Source organism: Rhodoferax sp. GW821-FHT02C08 (genome assembly GCF_059421805.1).
On record NZ_JBWKVR010000044.1, the window covers coordinates 1 to 16693 of the forward strand.

The following is a 16693-nucleotide window of genomic DNA, read 5'->3' on the forward strand; positions in this document are numbered from 1 at the left end:
TCGTCGTTGCCTTGGGCGATTTCCGCACTGGCGGTGGCCACGTTTTCGGAGCCCGAACGCACATTGGAGACCACCCGTACCAGGCTGGCCTGCATGTCTTGCAGGCTGGACAGCAGCTGGCCGACTTCGTCGGTGCTGCGGTTGTCGATGTGGGCGGTCAGGTCGCCTCCGGCCACTTGGCGCGCCACACCGGTAGCCTGCACCAGGGGACGGGTGATGGAGCCTGAGATCAGCCAGGCGCAGACCAGGCTCAGCAGCAGGCTGACCACGCCCAGCGCGACCATCAGGCTGCGGCTGGCCGAATAAATGTCAGCGATATTCTTGGCCGACTCATCGATCTGGTCACGCTGTAATTTCAGCAGGGCCTCCATCTTGCCAAGAAAAACGGCGGAGGCGGGCTTGAATTTTTGCTCCAGCAGCTGATTGGCTTCATCAGACTTGCCGTCTTTCTTCAGCGCCACAATCTCATCGCGCACGACGATGTATAACTTGCGCTGCTCACCGATTTCGGCGTACAGGGCTTTCTCTTGGTCCGTCTGCATCAACGGTTCTAAAGCCTTTTGCAATTCCGACGAGCTTTTCGACGAGGCGGCCTGCTCCTCAGCGAAATATTCCGTGAGCGACGGATCGCTGCTCTTGGCAATCGCCCCAGCACGGCGCACACCGGTGTAAATATTGCGGTACCAATCACTGACAATACGCTCGGTCTTGACCGGGTCATCCACCATGTTCTGCGTAGCTTGGGCCACCACGCTCAGCCTGGAGAGACCAAACAGAATACTGATCAAGGACATGATCAGCACCAAAGCAAAGCCCAAACCAAGACGTTTGGCAATGGACAGGTTGGTAATAAAGCTTGGCATGCAGGCGTCTCACTGTTAGTTGTGCGGGGTAAGCACGAAATGGGGCTGGCGGGCATGGCTGCCCCGCGAAAAACCGACTACCAGATGCCGAGAACGGCACATGCAGCAAGTGGTATCGCGCTCAGCCATATTGGCCCCTCATAGATCACGCGCACAATTCTGCGGCAGTTTTTCGCCGCATCACACGGCATCCTCAAAATATATGGAATTTGCCCAAAAACAATGCTTCGGCAAAGTGCTCAACAGGCCGACAGCTATTCATTTCATAGCTTCTTGCGCAGGTATTCCCTGCGATACAAGGGTTTTTATCTAGATCAAGGGCGGGCTTACAGCCCCGCCGCGGCAGCCGCGCGCAGCTTGTCTTTTTTGCTGGGCCGCTTGCCCTTGATGCCGCCATTGGAGGGGGCCGAGCCCGCAACGGGCGGCAAGGGCAACTCCACCGGCTCAAAGCCTGCCACCTCTTCGCGCGGCAGGCTCAGGCCCTGGCGCTTTTCGATCAAGGCGAAATGGGCCGCGCTTTCGGCGGTGATGAAGCTGTAGGCCTCGCCGCTGGCACCAGCCCGCCCGGTGCGGCCAATGCGGTGCACATAGTCCACCGCCGAACGCGGCAGGTCGTAGTTGACCACCACCGGCAAGTCTGAAATGTCGATGCCGCGCGCCGCCAAGTCGGTAGCCACCACCACGTGTACGCGCCCGGCCTTGAAGTCGTCCAGCACCTGGGTGCGTTTGCCCTGGCTCAGCTGGCCGTGGAAAGGCTCGGCCAGGATGCCGGCCTTGCGCAGCTTGTCGGCCACCACTTCGGCGGCAAACTTGGTCGCCACAAAAGCCATCACGCGCTGCCAGCCCTGGCTTTGCACCAGGTGGCGCAGCAGCTGGGTACGGCGGCTGGCATCCACCGCGATGGAGCGCTGGGCAATCGCGGGCGTGGCCGCCTCGGTCGTGGGAGCAGCGGCCATCTCTATACGCACGGGGTCGCGCAGCAGTTGCGCGGCCAGAGCCTCGATGGCGGGTGGGAAGGTGGCAGAAAACAGCAGGTTTTGCCGCTGTGCGGGCAACAGCGTGAGCACGCGGGCCAGCTCTTCGCTGAAGCCCAGGTCGAGCAGGCGGTCGGCCTCGTCCAGCACCAGAGATTCCACGGCCGACAGCTGCAGTGCGTTGTGGTCCACCAGGTCCAGCAGACGGCCGGGCGTTGCCACCACGATGTCGGCGCCACCGCGCAAGCCCATCATCTGCGGGTTGATGGACACGCCACCAAAAATTACCGCAATTTTCAGCGGCTGCGGCAGGTGCTGGGCCAGGCCACGAAACACTTCCCCCACCTGGGCCGCCAGCTCGCGCGTAGGCACCAGTACCAACACGCGGCTGCGGCGCTTGCCCTGCAGATGTCCGGCCGCCTGCAGGCGTTGCAGCAGGGGCAAGGCAAATGCGGCGGTCTTGCCGGAGCCTGTGGGCGCGGCAGCCCATACATCGGCCCCACGGGCGATGGCCGGGATGGCCGAGGTCTGGATCGCCGTGGGCGCAGAGAAGCCCTGTTCGCGCACAGCGCGCAGCAAGGCGGGAGCTAGTCCCAGGGAGGCAAAGGGCATGGGGTTGCGTCGGCAAGACGTCTGGAAAGGGGTGGGGAGTTTACTCCCCGGCTGGGGCGCGTCAGCGACGCAGCGCCAGCAGCCACGACGGCAAACGGTTCAACAGCGCCACCAGCCAGCGCATCTGCCATGGAAACACCCGCACCGCCTCGCGCCGTCGAATGGCCAGGGTAATCTGCACCACGGCCTGCGCCTCAGACAGGATAAAGGGCTTGTGGCTGGCGTCACCCTGGTTCAACGCACGCAGCTGGGCCGTGTCCACATAGCCGGGGACAATGGCCGTCACCGCAATGCCAAACGGCTGCAGCGCGGTGCGGTAGGTGGCGCACAGGCTGAGCACGCTACGCTTGGTAGCGCTGTACAGCGACGCCCCCGGATAGTCGTGCAGCAAGCCTGCCACCGAGGCAATCGCCACTAGCTGGCCTGACTGTTGGGCCAGCATGGTTTCTGCCGCCAGGCCAAACGCCTGCTCCATGCCGCCCACATTGGTCCGCAGCATGCGCAAGGTGGTGGCAGCATCCAGCGGGTGGTGACGGGTGTTGAAGTAAAAGCCCGCGGCCACGATCAGCAGGTCCAGGCCCGGCGCGGAAAATTGTTGCAGCACGCGGGACAGTGTGGGCGTATCAGTGATGTCCAGCGCATACGCCTGCAACTGCGGGGCGCCGGCACCCAGGTCGGCGGGCAAACGCGCCAGGTCGCGGCCCGCCACGGCGACCGTGTCGCCCTGCTGCAGATAATGCCGCGCCAGCGCCAGACCGATGCCGCTGGTACCGCCCAGTATCAGGACGCGCATGGCTCGGCCTGGTTGTAGCGGTCCACCTGGCGCATGCGGGTCTTGTCGCTGGGCAAGGGCCGTTGCAAGGCCTCCATGCCGCGCTGGTAGCCGTACTGCCATTGCGCGTCCACATACTCTGCGTAGGTGGCATGGCTGTCGGGCAGGGCCAGCACGATGCGGTTGCGTAGCCAGTCCAGCTTTTTGTGCACCTGCTGCCGGGGCAATGCGCGCGACACGTCGGAGGTATCGAACCACACGTCGGCATGCTGCCCGTTGACCTGACGCAGGCGCTGGTTGCCATCCAGGCCCAGCACCTCGCGCCAGGCCGGGATGGAAAAGGTCTGGTCGAACGATTCCTTGAATTCGATCATCACCTCGTGGGCCAACCGGTGCGCCACCTCGATGGGGAACAGGTCCACCACACCGCCGATGTAGTGATCGGCCCCATGGCGGTGGCAGGGAAAGTAATAAAAGTCGGTAATGGACAGGCGAGCCGCCTCCTCCACGCCAATGCTGCTGTCGGTATAGAGCTGATCAGCAATCGCATGTGCGCCCCAGCGCGGGCTGGCAAACGGAGAATCCATGCCTTGCAGCAAGGCCGCCGCGCGCGGCTCGCAAAGCACCGTCTGGGCGAACAACTTGCGCTCGCCACGGGGTTGCAGCACCTCGTCGGGACGGAACAGCAGCTTGCCGCCCATGGTGGCCACGGCCACCTCGGATTGGGCGGCAGCAGGCGGCAAAGGCAACTGCGGCGGTACCTCGAACAGATAGTCCTGGAAAAGATTGGGAATGCGCGGCACGCGGCCAGCCGCCAGTTTGCGCCGCAGCGCCCGCGCCAGCGTACCCGTCAGCGTGGCCTGCCGCGCCGGCTGCAGGCTGGCCCAGAAGGCATACATCTCTGGTGAGCTCAGCCAGGCCTTGCGCTGTGCATCGTCTGGCAGCGCCTGGATGATGGCCGCCGCAATCGCGCCGCCACAGCTGGCCAACAGTAAGTCGGGCTGGCGCCCGGCGTCACGGGCTGCGGCATACATGCCGAGATAGATGCCAAAACGGAAGCCGCCTCCGGCGAACACCATGCAGCGTTGGTACTTTGGGGGCATTGGGGACTGGTTCATGCCGCTAAGATAACCCACACAAGATGGGCAACAAAAGAAGGCTGCGAATGGCGTCTGTGAACGGGCTGACATGGCAGCAGCGGCTGGCCCACCTGGGGCTCAACAGCCTGGCATTTCTGCTGTGCTACGTGCTTGCCAATGCATGGGCCCAACAGCAGGCTACGCCACGCAATGTAGCCCTGGAATGGGACGCACATATCCCGTTTATGCCCTGGATGGTGTTGCCCTATGCCAGCAGCGGGCTGTTCTTCTGCGCGGCGTTTTTCCTGGTGCACAGCCCGGATGCCTTGCGCGTGCTGAGCCAGCGCCTGCTGCTAGCCACCGGCATAGCTGGGGCCATCTTTGTGCTGCTGCCGCTGCAGTTCGGCTGGCCACGGCCCATGGTCGCGTCGCCTGTGTTGGCCGCTCTGTACCAGGGACTGGAGCTGGTAGACCGCCCGTACAACCAGCTACCGTCCTTGCATGTCGCCTATTGCCTGCTGTTCTGGACATCGTTGTGCCACCGGTTGACCAGCCCGTGGGCACGCGTGGCACTGGGCGGCTGGCTGGTATTGACGGCTACGTCCACCTTATTCACTTACCAGCACCATCTACTTGATGTGGCCGGCGGGCTACTGCTGGGCTGGGTGTGTATTGTCTGCATCCCACCGGGCCGCAGCGAACCCTTTGTGGGTTTGTATTACTTTGTCGCGGCCTGCATCGCGTGGGTGCTGGGGCGCTACGCCTTGCCGCTGTTCGCCACGCTGTATCTGATGCTGAGTCTGGGCCTGGTCAGCCTGGCCTATGCACGGCGCCAGCAGGGCTTTCTGCACAAGCGGCAGGGCCAATTTCCTTGGTGGGTATGGTGCGTGTATGCGCCCTATCTGCTGGGCTACCGGCTGACGTGGCTGGCGGTCCGGTGGAGCGGCCGGCATTTGCCACCGGTTCGGAGCATCGGCCCCCAACTCTGGATAGGGCGCCGCCTGACGGATGCCGAGGCCCGGCTCTTGCCTGCCGGCTGCAGCGTCATCGACCTGGCCAATGAGCTGCCAGAAACCCCTGCGCTGCGCGCCCACCAAGCCCCACACCATTACCAGCACTTTGCGCTGCTGGACATCGTGCCGCCCCCTGCGGATACAGTGCAGCAGATTGTGGCGGCCGTGCGCCGCGAAACCGACGCCGGTCGCCCGGTGTATCTGCATTGCGCCATGGGCTACCGCCGCTGCCTGCAGATTGCCAGTGCCTGTACACAATAGAAGCCATGCGCATTTCCATCTACCAACTCAAACCCCGTTTTCAGCAACTGCTGCGCCCCAGCCTGTCCTGGTTGGCGCGCGCGGGAGTTACACCTAACCAGGTCACGCTGCTGGCCATGGTTTTGTCGTTGCTGTACGGCGCGACGCTGCTGCTGTGGCCGCAGGACATGCGCCTGTGGGTTGGGCTGCCTGTGTTCATGCTGCTGCGCATGGGCTTGAACGCCATCGACGGCATGCTGGCCCAGGCCACCGGGCAAAAGACGCGCCTGGGTGCGCTGCTGAATGAGATCGCCGACCAAATATCCGATGCCGCCCTGGTGTTGCCCTTTGCATTCGCGGCCAACATCTATGCGCCCCTGGTGGTGCTGGCCGCGTTGGCCGCGCTGCTGACGGAGTTTGCCGGTGTGCTGGCCCTGCAGGTAGGGGCGACTCGCGGCTTTGATGGCCCCATGGGCAAGAGCGACCGCGCCGCAGCTTTCAGCCTGCTGGCCCTGCTGCTGGCGGCTGGCGCCGGCCCGCTGTGGCTAAATGGCCTGCTGTGCCTGGTACTGCTGCTATTGGCCTGGACGCTGCTCAACCGCCTGCGCTCTGCGCTGCGCCACGGCGCGCCACCGACACGGTAAAAATCCCTGCCACGCCCACCTCGCTGTGGAGCTTGTGGCAGCCCGCACTGGCCACCAGGGCATCCATCTCCGCCTGCGGCCGCGGGCGCATCTGCCAGGGCTGACCCTGGTGGTTGGTCAAGGTCTTGGCAATCATCAGCAGCTGCGGGTGCCAGGGCTGGCCGGTATAGACCAGATAGCCACCCTCTTTCAGCTGCCGGCCTATGCCCTGCAAGGACTGCAGCACCCGGGCGTTGTCGCTGAACAATTCATACAGGCCGGAGACGATGACGATGTCATAGGGTGCCTCGTCGGCAGGATAGCTGGCCGGGTCGAAAGCGTCGCGGCGTTGGTAGGCGATATGGCTCTTCAACTGCAGTTGCATGGCGAGCTGAAGCGCCTGCTCCAGGTTGCGTGGGTCCATGTCGCGCAGGGTAATTTCAATTTCGCGGTCCTGGTGGCGCTTCACGGTCTCCAGCACATAGCGGCCGCCACCCGCGGCAATGTCCAGAATGCGCAGCGGCTGGTCTGCCGGGTGCTGCGAAATCAATGCCCCTAGCAATTGCTGCAGCTGCGCCTTGCGCTGGCGTATGCCACGCCAACCGATAGCGTCCAGGTAGCCACGGTCGATCAACGGCCCCACACCCCAGCGCCCGCCTGCCTGGTTGCGGTACACGTAGTCCAGCGAGGCACCGGAATCAAAACCGTGCTCCAGGCCGATGCGCATGCCATTGCTCCATGGTCCTAACTTCGCCAGCATGCGCTTTTGCAAGCCGAAATAGGCGTCGTCCCACGCACTGCCGCCCCTGCCCTGTTGCAAGGCCTGATAACGCTGAGCGCTGGGGCCCAGCGTATCGGCCGCATGGTAGCTATCCAGGGCCGGAAATTCTTTCGCGAAGCACTCTGCAATAAATGCCTTACTGGCCTCTAGCGCTTGTTCTACCTGGGCCTTCGCTTCATAAAAGATAGCATGATGGCAATCGGGAATCACCACATAGCGCTTCATGGCGGACGCAAGACGATCAAAAAACTGGCGTTGCGGCGCCTGCTTGACCACATAGTCTTTGTCGGCCACCAGCATCAGCACCGGCGTGTCTATGGCCTGGGCGTCTTCCACCACGCGCTGCGCGGTATCGGCCAGGTCCAGCAGCACCCGCGCTGAAATGTTGCGTGTGATCAGCGGGTCTAGATCGTAGGCCTGCGCCTGGGCCGTCGAATGCGTCAGCATGCCCGCGCGGATGTAGCTGGTCACGCTCAGCCCGGGGCTGAAACGCAGCGCCAGGCGCAATGCGGGCTTGGCCAGGGGAACATACAGATTGATGTCAAAGGCCGCCGCCGCCATCACCACGCCGCGCACCCGGGGTGCGTAGTCATGCAGCCAAGTGGCCGCAATCACCGCGCCCACGCTATTGGCCACGATCAGCATGTTCTCCGCAGCAATACCGTAGCGGGCTTGCAGGTGGCGGATGAAAGCCTCGAAGTCTTGCACCAGGGTATAGAAGCTGGGCGCATCGCCTCGCTCGCCGGGGGAATGCCCATGTCCGCGTGCATCCCAGGCAAAAGCCCAATCCTGGCTGTAGCCAAATTGCTCTACCAGCGGCTGGATGCGGCCCGAATGCTCATGGCCACGGTGCAGAAAAACCAGCGCCCGCTGCGGGCCGTCGTCGCGTGGCGTAGTCGGCTGCCAGCTGCGATAGAAAATACGGGTCTGGTCAAAGCTTTCAAAACCGGATTCCTGCTGGGTCCAGCCGGAAGCATTCAGTAGGGTCATAGGGATATCTCGGTATACGGATCACGTGCAAACCTCACAGCGTCAAGCCCCAGTACAAGGCCGGGGCGGTCAATACCAGGCTATCAACACGGTCCAGAATACCGCCATGGCCTGGGATCAGCTGCGAAAAGTCCTTGATGCCCAAACTGCGTTTGGCGGCAGACAGCGCCATATCGCCCACAAAGCCGGCCAACGATAACAACACGCCCAGGGCCAGCAACTGCAGCACGGCAGCCAGCTGTAGATACCAACCCAACAGCGCTGACACCACCATGCTGGTCAGCACACCGCCCAGCAGTCCCTGCCAGGTCTTGTTTGGACTGATGCGGGCCGCAACCTTGTGCCTTCCCCAGCATTTTCCGCACACAAACTGCGCAATGTCATTCAGGGCTGTCAGCACAAACAGGTAAAAAAACCAGGCCAGGTTGGCGCCTGCAGATGAGGTGATATGCAGCAGCCGCGGCAAAAAGCTCAGCCCTGCGCACAGCCAGAGGAACAACAAGATCAGCATCCACGACGCTCTGCGGTACATACCGAAAGCCAAGATCTGCAGCAGCAGCATTCCCAGCAATACACCACATGCCAAATCCGGGTCATACAGCGCGAGCAGCGTTTGCAGCAGCAGCACTATGGCACAAGCCCCGTAGAAAAATTGAGCCCGCCCGGGGTAATGCATACCCAGCTCACGCATGGCCAGGCCGGCGATCAGCAAGGACAACAAGCCCGGCCCCCACGGATACAGCAGCAGACACAGACTCACCACCGGAAATATCCGCCACCAGGCATTTATCTGCTGGCTCAAGGCGCTCTGCCGCGCCGGGCTTAAACCCACCCCCGCACTGGCAAGCGCCAGCAGGCCATACAGCAGCATGGCCCAGCCGATACGCGGTGCCGCACCCCATGCAGCAAGCCCAAACGCCCAGGGGCCTAACAACGCGTCAGGCATCGATTGCCGCAAGTCGGAAGAATGTCAACATTCGGTAAATTCTAGGGCAGCAAAAATAAGCAAGCCGGCCGCTTGATGAGATCAAAGCTCCCTGGATAAACGGACTGATTACATCGCGTCTATTAATTCGCCTGAGAATTGCACATTGTCAAAGATGCAACCGCTTTCGATATGACAGGTCTTCCCCCTTGGAACCCGGAAGCTTGCAACCCACCACATTGACCCCGAACAGGGTACCAGGAAAAAACTCCTTCTTGCTGGCCGTCCCGATTCATGGCATAAGCTGGCCTGTAATGTGATCTGAATAAGGCGAACCAACCATGTGTGATCTGAATGACCAGGAAGAACTCAACAAGTACACCCGTCGCGACTTCGGTGCATGGGCTGTATCCGCCGGCCTGCTGACCGCGCTGCCCGGTGTGGCCAACGCCGCGGCGGTCGCCGAGCGAGAGGTGACCATCACCACGCCAGACGGCATTTGCGACGCGTATTTTGTCGCCCCCACGTCGGGTGCCGCGCCCGGCGTACTGGTATGGCCCGATGTATATGGTTTACGTCCAGCCTTCAGGCAGATGGGCCGACGACTGGCCGAATCGGGCTACAGCGTGCTCGTGGTGAACCCCTTCTACCGGCAGAAAAAGGCGCCTACTGCGGTACAGGGCGGCCAGACGCCAATCGCCGAAGTGATGCCGTTGATGCAGGCCCTGACGCCAGCCATGCACCTGAGCGACGGCAAGACATTCGTGGCCTGGCTTGATGCTCAACCCGAGGTGGACAAAGCGCGCAAACTGGGTACCACCGGCTATTGCATGGGGGGACCCATCGCGGTGCGCACCGCCACCGTAGCACCGGGCCGTGTGGGTGCTGTTGGCACTTTCCATGGCGCTGCCATGGTGACCGCAGCGCCCGATAGCCCGCATCGACTGGTAGCCCAGACTCAGGCGCGCTACTTGATTGCGATTGCCGAGAACGACGATACCAAGGAACCCGAAGCCAAAGCCACCCTGCGCGCCGCGTTCGAAAGTGCGAAATTGTCGGCGGAAGTTGAGGTGTACCCAGCGGCCCACGGCTGGTGCCCGCCCGACACACGGGTCTACGATGCCGCCCAAGCCGAACGCGCCTGGACGCGCCTGCTGGCGACTTTCAGCACGGCATTGGTTTGATCTCGTCCCTCGACTGGCAGGCCGAATCGGGTGCCGCAGTGTCCGGGCCTGGTTATGCAGATCGCTGGGGCCAGCGCGGGTAGTCCAATCAATGCTTGAGAGAGCTTTGGAGGACTGAGTTGGCCCCATAGCGCCCTATCGCGGGAGATCCACGACCGGCTGCAATCGCCGCAAAACAGCCGTGCAGGATGCTCAGAAATGACAGCCACGGGGTGGAACAAGGCGCATCGCTGGGATTTGACAAGCCTCCAACGAAGTATGGCGCCGCTTGTTTGCCAAGCTTACCCGATATAGACGACGCTAAAAATGCGTGAGAAATGTGTGAGAGCCTGGACGCTATGTGACGAAACAGGACGGTTTACAAATACGTAAGTCGTTTATTTTTTGTGACTTGCAGCATCACTTTGCACTGACGCGGAAGCAACGGATTGCACTTTAATCCTCCTCATGCCGCCATTTTCGTGCTCTTTGGCCGCAGCTTCGCGGTCGAGAGGATCGATCAGATTGCATTTTGTCGATCTGTGCAGTTAAGCCTTGCACTATGTCAGGACCCCAGCTTCGTTGCGCATTTCAGTCCGTCCTGGCCCTGGATTCCAGTCGCGTGTGAGGCAAAGTGTGCATGTTCGGCACTGGTGTCATCGGCGCCATCGTGGGCTCCATGGCCCTGCGCAGTCAGCTCACAGCCCGCGTGGAAACCGCGCTGGCCACCAAAGCCGTGGCGCACATAGACCAGACCAACGAGAGCGGCCTGAACCTCATCACCCGCCTGGCCCGGCGCTTCGACGCCGTGGCCACCGTGAAAAAAGGCCTGCTGCTGTTCCTGCCCATTACCGGCACCGCCAAAGCCGTGCATACCGTGGAATATAGCGGCGTCACCACGCGGCTGGAAATAGAGCGCAATGCTGCGGCATCACCACCGGAGACGGATCCTGTTGAAACGGACAGTGAATGACACTTTCGGCAGCTAGGCGCCATTCGTGGAGGCACGTAGCCAATAGCATTCGCCAACACCTGCGATCTCTCGAACGATAAACCCTCTACGCTCAAGAACGCGCCGGAGCTTGAGATTGGGCTTTGCGCAGTGAACCGCGTGCACACGCCATTCGATGAACGACAGGCCTTCGCGCTTGGCATAGCGACTTGCCAAAGATGCCAAGCTTGGAAGCGCACCTTCGCCACCGCCGTCAATGTGCGCAAGCTCCATGACAAGGGTATCAACGGCGACCTTGAAACTTCCGAGGATGCTCGCGCCGCCGGCTTTGAAGACAAGGGGCTCGTCACGTAGGACAATTGCTTGCAACTCGTCGTTCGGGAGTTCAAGAATCTCATCAACCGTGTAGCCTTCAAGCAGGACTTGGGACATAGGGACTTGCGATGCCTAGCGCCGGAGTGGACTGACACGCAGCATGCTCTTCACCATACAGCAACGGCTTGTGCGGCCGCGGCAATGCAGGCACATGTTGCGGCCCAAGCACTCAATTTGCTTTGTCGCCGAAGGGCCGCGCCCAACTCAAGAAGGGACTCACTACGCACGGTGCCTGGCGTGTGCTCTGGATTCGGTCCGCCCATTGGATTTTCAACGTACTCGTCGGGCTGCACCGCCCGAGCCGGAAACGTAGCCGGAGTCTTGACCAGAGCGCTCCCAAGCCACAATCCCGCTGCAGCGAACGCAAATAGGGCGGAGATCAAGTTGGCAACGGCTACGGTATTCATTCTGTCTAACGAGGCTGTAAAAAAACTATCGCATGCGCAGCGGCAACGCGATTCCGGGGGTACACCTTGCCCGCAGGGATCTGGAACTCCGTGATGTCCGTGAGCCACTTCTCATTGGGTGCCGCGGCCTGGAAGTCGCGGTTGATGATGTTCGCAGGCGCTGGACTGATCTCACCGAGGTAGGACGCGTACCTGCGCCGCTTGGGCTTTGCTACAACCAGACTTTCCTGCTTCATCAATCTCTGCACCACCTTCTCAGAGATAGGGTCTTGTTGCCTGGCCAGCGAGGCCTGCATCCTGCGGTAGCCGTAGCAGCGGTGGTTCGACTCGAAGATCTCGGTGATGGACTGCCGCACCTGAAGGTACTTGTCGCCCACTGCGGCGCGCGCTCGATGGTAGAAGTAGGAGCTACGCGCAAGAGCCAACTGTGCAAGGAGTTCTGGCAGACCATAGTGCTCCTTGAGGGCGTCAATCAGCAGTGTTTTTTCCCGGTTGGACAGGAGCTGCAGATCGACGCCCAGGCTTTTTTTTAGCAGTTCATTGGCCTTGTTCAAGAGGTCCTGCTCAAGCCGCAGTTGCCGGACTTCGCGGCGCGGGACCTCAACCTGGCGCTCAAGCTCTTCGCGCTCTCGCTCCTGCGGGGATTGATTGGTGTGTTTCATGGATGCGGGTGCCTCACGTCCCAGAAGCTGGTTCTTCCAGTTGTACAACGTTGGCCGAGACACACCGAGCTTGTCGGCCACCGCCTGCGCACTTTCTTGCCGAGTGCAAAGCTCCATTACTCCGGCATGTTTCAAGCTCTCAGAATACCTCCGTTGGCCCACACTGCCAACGACGGCCGTCCTGGTCTCAGGAAGGGCCTCACGAACCCACTTGCCAAGCGTTCCACGCCCGGGGTAGCCCAGAGCCCTCATGGTGGCCGCGATGCATCGATCGTGGGTGAGGTAGTGCTCGATAGCAGCAGCTTTCTGCACCTGCGAGAACGTCGGTTCCCGACGTGCATAACCCACCGGCAGGTCGAGCCGCTGCTGATACTCGCGGTACCACCCCTTCAGTGCATTCTTGGTTGGGTAACCCAATTGACGGAGGGTCGGACTGGTGCGTTTACCGAGCTTGATGTAGAGCTCAACTGCTCGGATTCGGTCTTCGTAGGAATACATGGACTACCTCCTGATAGTCCAAGTTTTTGTCCGCACCCCTCTAGACTTCAGGCTGTCAGTTTTCGGTCGGCGGCAACAGACCAGGCATTCGCGTCAACAAAATTAAAGGAAACGGCCTCATACGAGGCCGTTTAACCTAAACCCTGCACCTACGAAATAAACCTAAAAATTGCACGAGTTGCAATTCCTTGGTTTAAGTCGCATTTTAACGACTTACGTATGTTTTTTGGGCCGGGGTCAATTGAAAGAAGCCTTGAAACCCGCATGAATACTAGGCTTCGCGAGCAGAATAGCAATTCCGTTCCCCCAGTTGTTCCCCCGTTTTGCTTTCGCTACCCCCCTGTTTTTACCTCTTCAGCCAGTAAACGGCTCATTCGATATCAGTGCTCGATGGAGCACGCCAGAAAACCAAGATGCACTGACAGCCGTACATAGTATTGACGACATTTCACCTGCAACAGGGCGTTACTCGTGTGAGACTGCGCACGTCAAAGCAGTGGTCCTCAAGGCAGGATGATTGGAGTATGCAGATGCGGATATGGATGTTTCTCGTAGTCATTTCGCTGCCAGGAATCTGCCTGGCGCGCACGGTCGCTTTACATGGTGAATACGGATGTGGCTTATTCAGGACACAGCAGGTCAGGCTTGAGCAAATGCAGGTAGTGTTCACATCTGCAGGTCTTCGAGCTCAAGGCAGAGAAACTTCAGAATCAAAAGCGCAGGGCGATCAGGCGGCAGCCGAGATTGTGCGCATCTCAAAGGAAGGCTGCAGACCAGTCAATGGAAAGTACAAGGTTCTGGAGAGCAGGCCTATTGCTGGAGGCGAAGCCGTGCGGATTGAGCCATCGACCATTGAATCACTCTGGGTGCTTGGGCCGTTTTGATGACATCACGCGCAAGGATCGGCACGCTGGCAATCTTTCTGCTTGTCCTGCTTCCGCTTAGCGCTGTAGCGAACACCCCATGTTCCGGCCGCAAAGGAGGCATAGCCTACTGCTCCAACGGCAACTTCATCTGCAATGATGGCTCGATCAGCGGCTCGAAGAAATATTGCACCGGGTACGCCGCGCCAGCGGCCCCCAAGCCGCTAGTGCCGGCGCCGGGCGGCGCATGCGCCTGCAGGTCGGGCAATATTTGCGTAGGCCCGCGCGGTGGGCACTATTGCATTTCCGATTCTGGCGCCAAGAGCTATGTGAAGCGTTGAAGCCAAGGGTTACAAAGGCGACGCCGCAATGAAACCTAGGGCTATCGATCAGTTCGTCCGCCCTGAACAATGAACTCAATTGCCGTCTTGTCGCTTTTCCCGAGATTGCAAGGAACGCAGGCCGCAACAAGGTTAAGCGCTCCATCGCCGCCACCGAGCGCGCGAGGCAGCTGATGCTCGATATGCCACTTCCCGGTGAGCTCCAGCGATGCGCCACAGTAGTGGCATCGACCATTTGAATTTTCGAAGATGGCACGCCGCCGCCGTGGAACGTACTGAGGGGAAGCTGGCGCAGGCGCAGGAATTAGAACGGGCTCGTCGGGCCAGAGCTCACTCTGTACCGCGCTATTCAGCTGCCAAAGACGATTGTCGTTTGCGGCCCAGAGACGCTGGCGAGCCAACGCGAGCGCCTGCACTTTGTCCTCGGACACGCTTAGAACAACGCCGGCCTGCGGCTGAACCACCATGTACCGCGTAACGTAGAGCCCGCGCGATACACAGGGTATGCTGGCCAACGCGTACCGGCCGTCCTCCCCAAACACGCCCCCGTAAATGGGCCGCTGCAACAGGTTTTCTCGTAGCATGCTTGGCCTTACTCTTCCTCTGACGCAGGGGGCGCCAGCTTGAGCCAAGTTATCACAGCCGAGTCCAGCCACCGTAGCGCTTCATCGCAAGAATATGAAGTCATGCGCCTGAGCCCAAATTCCCGGGCTGCACATACCAACCCTTTAACAATGCCACTTTGCTCCAACGTGCAAATGTAGGTCACGGGACAATCAAAGATGTGCTTGAAGTGGCGAACATCTTCACGTGTCAAATTCAGGGTACACCACCTGAAATCGATGCTTACCCCCGTAGCTTGTGATGCGAAACCACTCAAACAATACTCGAAATCAGCTTTTGAGCGATGCGATAGGCACCCGTATACATTGACCTCGACACGCCCATGGCGCTCGGCTCCATACAATTTGATTTCGCTAATAGGGCTGCGCAACGCATCGTTGCCAACTGCAGGCGATGGTGTATTGGCTATTTCTAACGCTTTGTCATATTGACGCACATCGTGCATGAAGGCGTTGAACCGATCTACCCTAGCTGACGCCCTGGATACACCTACCTTTGACTTACTGGAACGATTGGCGGCTGCACCGATGTTTTTGGGGTTTGACATGGTTCAAGCCCCCACAGGTAGAGCAGCGTTTGACTCTGCATGTGCCTGCTTCAGCACAAAGGCAGTTCGAATTACACACTTGGTGGCGGCTTGCAGGTCCATCGGGTGCCGCACCTTGCACATAAAGTACAGCGCCGCGGCCAGCGCATTTTTTATGGCTATCTGATGTGCGATGGAGAACCTGGTGCTCACTTTGAGCATGAGAAAACGCGCTAACCGAGTTGCGATAATAGTGATACCCATGATCTGCGGTCCTTAAAGTTGCAGGTTGTGGTCAGACGGCTACAGGGCTCCTAACCCCTGTAGCCGTCGCTTTTTCTGCCTCAGTTCAAATACAAGGAAATCCCGTATTTACCCCGGAGGCGCGGGTTCATTCCTTCGGCAGTTTCGCCCTATCGATCTTCTCGCGCACCCATGGCGCACCGCCCAATTTGGCCAGCTTTTCTTTCTGCCGTGTGCTCATGCGGATTGCCACAGGCGCGTTATCGGCCTTCTCTTCTTTCGGCTTCCGACCTTGCCCGCGGCCTGCGCCACCGCGCCCTGAAAGTTTATTTTCCATTTGATTTAATGTTAAACACGTTATCAATCAATCGCAATCTTTTTGTGCTCGATGCACATTGGCATATGGCAAGCGCAAAGGCTGTCTTCCCTACAACGGGTGATACGCCGGTGTGCTGCTGAATCACCGCCAGGTCGAAAGTTGCGCGTGGTGTTTTTGCGGTTGCGCCCGCAACTTGCGCAACTTTGCCCCTCTGGCTACACCTGGCAGCCATGCGCAAAGCGCATAGCTCGCACATTGGTGTGCACCTACATGCGCAGTTATTGCCCGGAAATCGTTCGGGAATCGCACCGCTCTACTGCAGCGCCCCCATTGGAGAAACGGCACTATTTACTGTTTAGAAACTGCGCAGAAATGTGCGAAGTTTCCGCGTAGTTTTCGCAATGGTCGGCGCACCCTGCAAACCGACCGTGTGCCATCGGTCGCAACGGCATCCGGCACACATTCACGATTGGCGGCTAGGTGTCGTTGTTGCGAACCACCTTACCGACAAGCGCCGAAACCACCTCTTGCCCTACGATCTCCAGCACCTGGTCTGCGGTCCTGAACGCGGCCGGCCCGAACACTGGCCGGGGTGGCATCTTGCTGGTGCCGAACTCGTGGTAAACCGCCCTGTCATCCGACGAGCCAATCACAGCTTCATCGCCGTTGACCTCATGGCTGATGTTGTCGCGCATGTCACCGGTGGCCAACAATGGAGCATCGGGCGGGTAGCCCATGCGGGCTTTCTGCGCCTCGGTCGAATCGGCCAGTGCGGCCCAGGCAGGGAAATCCCCCATCGCGGGCTGGTAATGGCCGATCTGGTCCTTGACGGCCTTCTCGACCACCAC

The 16693-nt window shown here is 60.2% G+C and carries 18 protein-coding genes and 1 pseudogene; 6 read left to right on the top strand and 13 right to left on the bottom strand.

Annotated features, from left to right (window positions below; all coding sequences use genetic code 11):
* From AC07VY_RS26115 to AC07VY_RS26130, 4 genes are all read right to left on the bottom strand, one after another.
* Window positions 1–863: MCP four helix bundle domain-containing protein (locus AC07VY_RS26115; RefSeq protein WP_495100063.1), on the bottom strand; the 863-nt coding region annotated here is incomplete at its 3' end.
* A gap of 326 nt (window positions 864–1189) precedes the next feature.
* Entirely contained in the window at window positions 1190–2449 is a 1260-nt protein-coding gene (locus AC07VY_RS26120) for a DEAD/DEAH box helicase (protein ID WP_495100064.1), read from the bottom strand.
* Window positions 2450–2510: 61 nt separating this feature from the next.
* Window positions 2511–3242: an SDR family NAD(P)-dependent oxidoreductase gene (locus tag AC07VY_RS26125; protein ID WP_495100065.1), complete on the bottom strand. Its 732-nt coding sequence runs from the start codon at window positions 3240–3242 to the stop codon at window positions 2511–2513.
* Window positions 3230–4339 carry a patatin-like phospholipase family protein gene (locus AC07VY_RS26130; RefSeq protein WP_495100066.1) on the bottom strand — a complete coding sequence of 370 codons (1110 nt, stop codon included), beginning with the start codon at window positions 4337–4339 and terminating at the stop codon, window positions 3230–3232. The genes AC07VY_RS26125 and AC07VY_RS26130 overlap by 13 nt, the downstream gene beginning before the upstream one ends.
* A 47-nt stretch (window positions 4340–4386) precedes the next feature.
* Between AC07VY_RS26130 and AC07VY_RS26135 the strand changes: the two genes are divergently transcribed.
* Window positions 4387–5574 (top strand): phosphatase PAP2 family protein, encoded by a 1188-nt coding sequence (locus tag AC07VY_RS26135; protein ID WP_495100067.1) that lies wholly within the window; start codon window positions 4387–4389, stop codon window positions 5572–5574.
* A gap of 5 nt (window positions 5575–5579) precedes the next feature.
* Window positions 5580–6197 carry a CDP-alcohol phosphatidyltransferase family protein gene (locus AC07VY_RS26140; RefSeq protein WP_495100068.1) on the top strand — a complete coding sequence of 206 codons (618 nt, stop codon included), beginning with the start codon at window positions 5580–5582 and terminating at the stop codon, window positions 6195–6197.
* Here the strand turns inward: AC07VY_RS26140 and AC07VY_RS26145 are convergent.
* Window positions 6148–7947 (bottom strand): bifunctional alpha/beta hydrolase/class I SAM-dependent methyltransferase, encoded by a 1800-nt coding sequence (locus AC07VY_RS26145; protein WP_495100069.1) that lies wholly within the window; start codon window positions 7945–7947, stop codon window positions 6148–6150. The genes AC07VY_RS26140 and AC07VY_RS26145 overlap by 50 nt on opposite strands.
* Before the next feature lie 34 nt (window positions 7948–7981).
* Window positions 7982–8893 carry a phosphatidate cytidylyltransferase gene (locus AC07VY_RS26150; RefSeq protein WP_495100070.1) on the bottom strand — a complete coding sequence of 304 codons (912 nt, stop codon included), beginning with the start codon at window positions 8891–8893 and terminating at the stop codon, window positions 7982–7984.
* Between the two features lie 320 nt (window positions 8894–9213).
* Between AC07VY_RS26150 and AC07VY_RS26155 the strand changes: the two genes are divergently transcribed.
* Together AC07VY_RS26155 and AC07VY_RS26160 are read left to right on the top strand one after the other, a co-directional pair.
* The gene (locus AC07VY_RS26155; protein ID WP_495100071.1) at window positions 9214–10056 is read left to right on the top strand and encodes a dienelactone hydrolase family protein; all 843 of its coding nucleotides are present in this window, start codon (window positions 9214–9216) and stop codon (window positions 10054–10056) included.
* Window positions 10057–10675: 619 nt separating this feature from the next.
* The gene (locus AC07VY_RS26160; protein WP_495100072.1) at window positions 10676–11008 is read left to right on the top strand and encodes a hypothetical protein; all 333 of its coding nucleotides are present in this window, start codon (window positions 10676–10678) and stop codon (window positions 11006–11008) included.
* A 12-nt stretch (window positions 11009–11020) separates the two neighbouring features.
* Here the strand turns inward: AC07VY_RS26160 and AC07VY_RS26165 are convergent, their stop codons facing one another.
* Both AC07VY_RS26165 and AC07VY_RS26170 read right to left on the bottom strand, forming a co-directional pair.
* Window positions 11021–11419, bottom strand: coding sequence for a hypothetical protein (locus AC07VY_RS26165; RefSeq protein ID WP_495100073.1), 399 nt, complete (start codon window positions 11417–11419; stop codon window positions 11021–11023).
* A gap of 409 nt (window positions 11420–11828) precedes the next feature.
* A pseudogene (locus AC07VY_RS26170) lies at window positions 11829–12929 on the bottom strand (IS3 family transposase); the annotation flags it as partial.
* 542 nt (window positions 12930–13471) lie between these two features.
* Between AC07VY_RS26170 and AC07VY_RS26175 the strand changes: the two are divergent.
* Both AC07VY_RS26175 and AC07VY_RS26180 read left to right on the top strand, forming a co-directional pair.
* Window positions 13472–13813, top strand: coding sequence for a hypothetical protein (locus tag AC07VY_RS26175; RefSeq protein WP_495100074.1), 342 nt, complete (start codon window positions 13472–13474; stop codon window positions 13811–13813).
* Complete coding sequence (locus AC07VY_RS26180) at window positions 13813–14133, top strand: YdcA family protein (protein ID WP_495100075.1); 321 nt, start codon at window positions 13813–13815, stop codon at window positions 14131–14133. Before AC07VY_RS26175 ends, AC07VY_RS26180 begins: the two co-directional genes overlap by 1 nt.
* Before the next feature lie 41 nt (window positions 14134–14174).
* On the opposite strand, the gene AC07VY_RS26185 is transcribed toward AC07VY_RS26180, so the two are convergent.
* The 5 genes from AC07VY_RS26185 to AC07VY_RS26205 all read right to left on the bottom strand — a co-directional run.
* Entirely contained in the window at window positions 14175–14717 is a 543-nt protein-coding gene (locus AC07VY_RS26185) for an HNH endonuclease (RefSeq protein ID WP_495100076.1), read from the bottom strand.
* An 8-nt stretch (window positions 14718–14725) separates the two neighbouring features.
* Window positions 14726–15304, bottom strand: coding sequence for a hypothetical protein (locus AC07VY_RS26190; protein ID WP_495100077.1), 579 nt, complete (start codon window positions 15302–15304; stop codon window positions 14726–14728).
* Between the two features lie 3 nt (window positions 15305–15307).
* A complete protein-coding gene (locus tag AC07VY_RS26195; protein ID WP_495100078.1) occupies window positions 15308–15547 on the bottom strand; it encodes a hypothetical protein in 240 nt (79 codons plus the stop codon).
* 127 nt (window positions 15548–15674) lie between these two features.
* The gene (locus tag AC07VY_RS26200) at window positions 15675–15863 is read right to left on the bottom strand and encodes a hypothetical protein (RefSeq protein ID WP_495100079.1); all 189 of its coding nucleotides are present in this window, start codon (window positions 15861–15863) and stop codon (window positions 15675–15677) included.
* Window positions 15864–16321: 458 nt separating this feature from the next.
* On the bottom strand, window positions 16322–16693 hold a 372-nt coding region (locus AC07VY_RS26205; RefSeq protein WP_495100080.1), incomplete at its 5' end, for an HK97-gp10 family putative phage morphogenesis protein.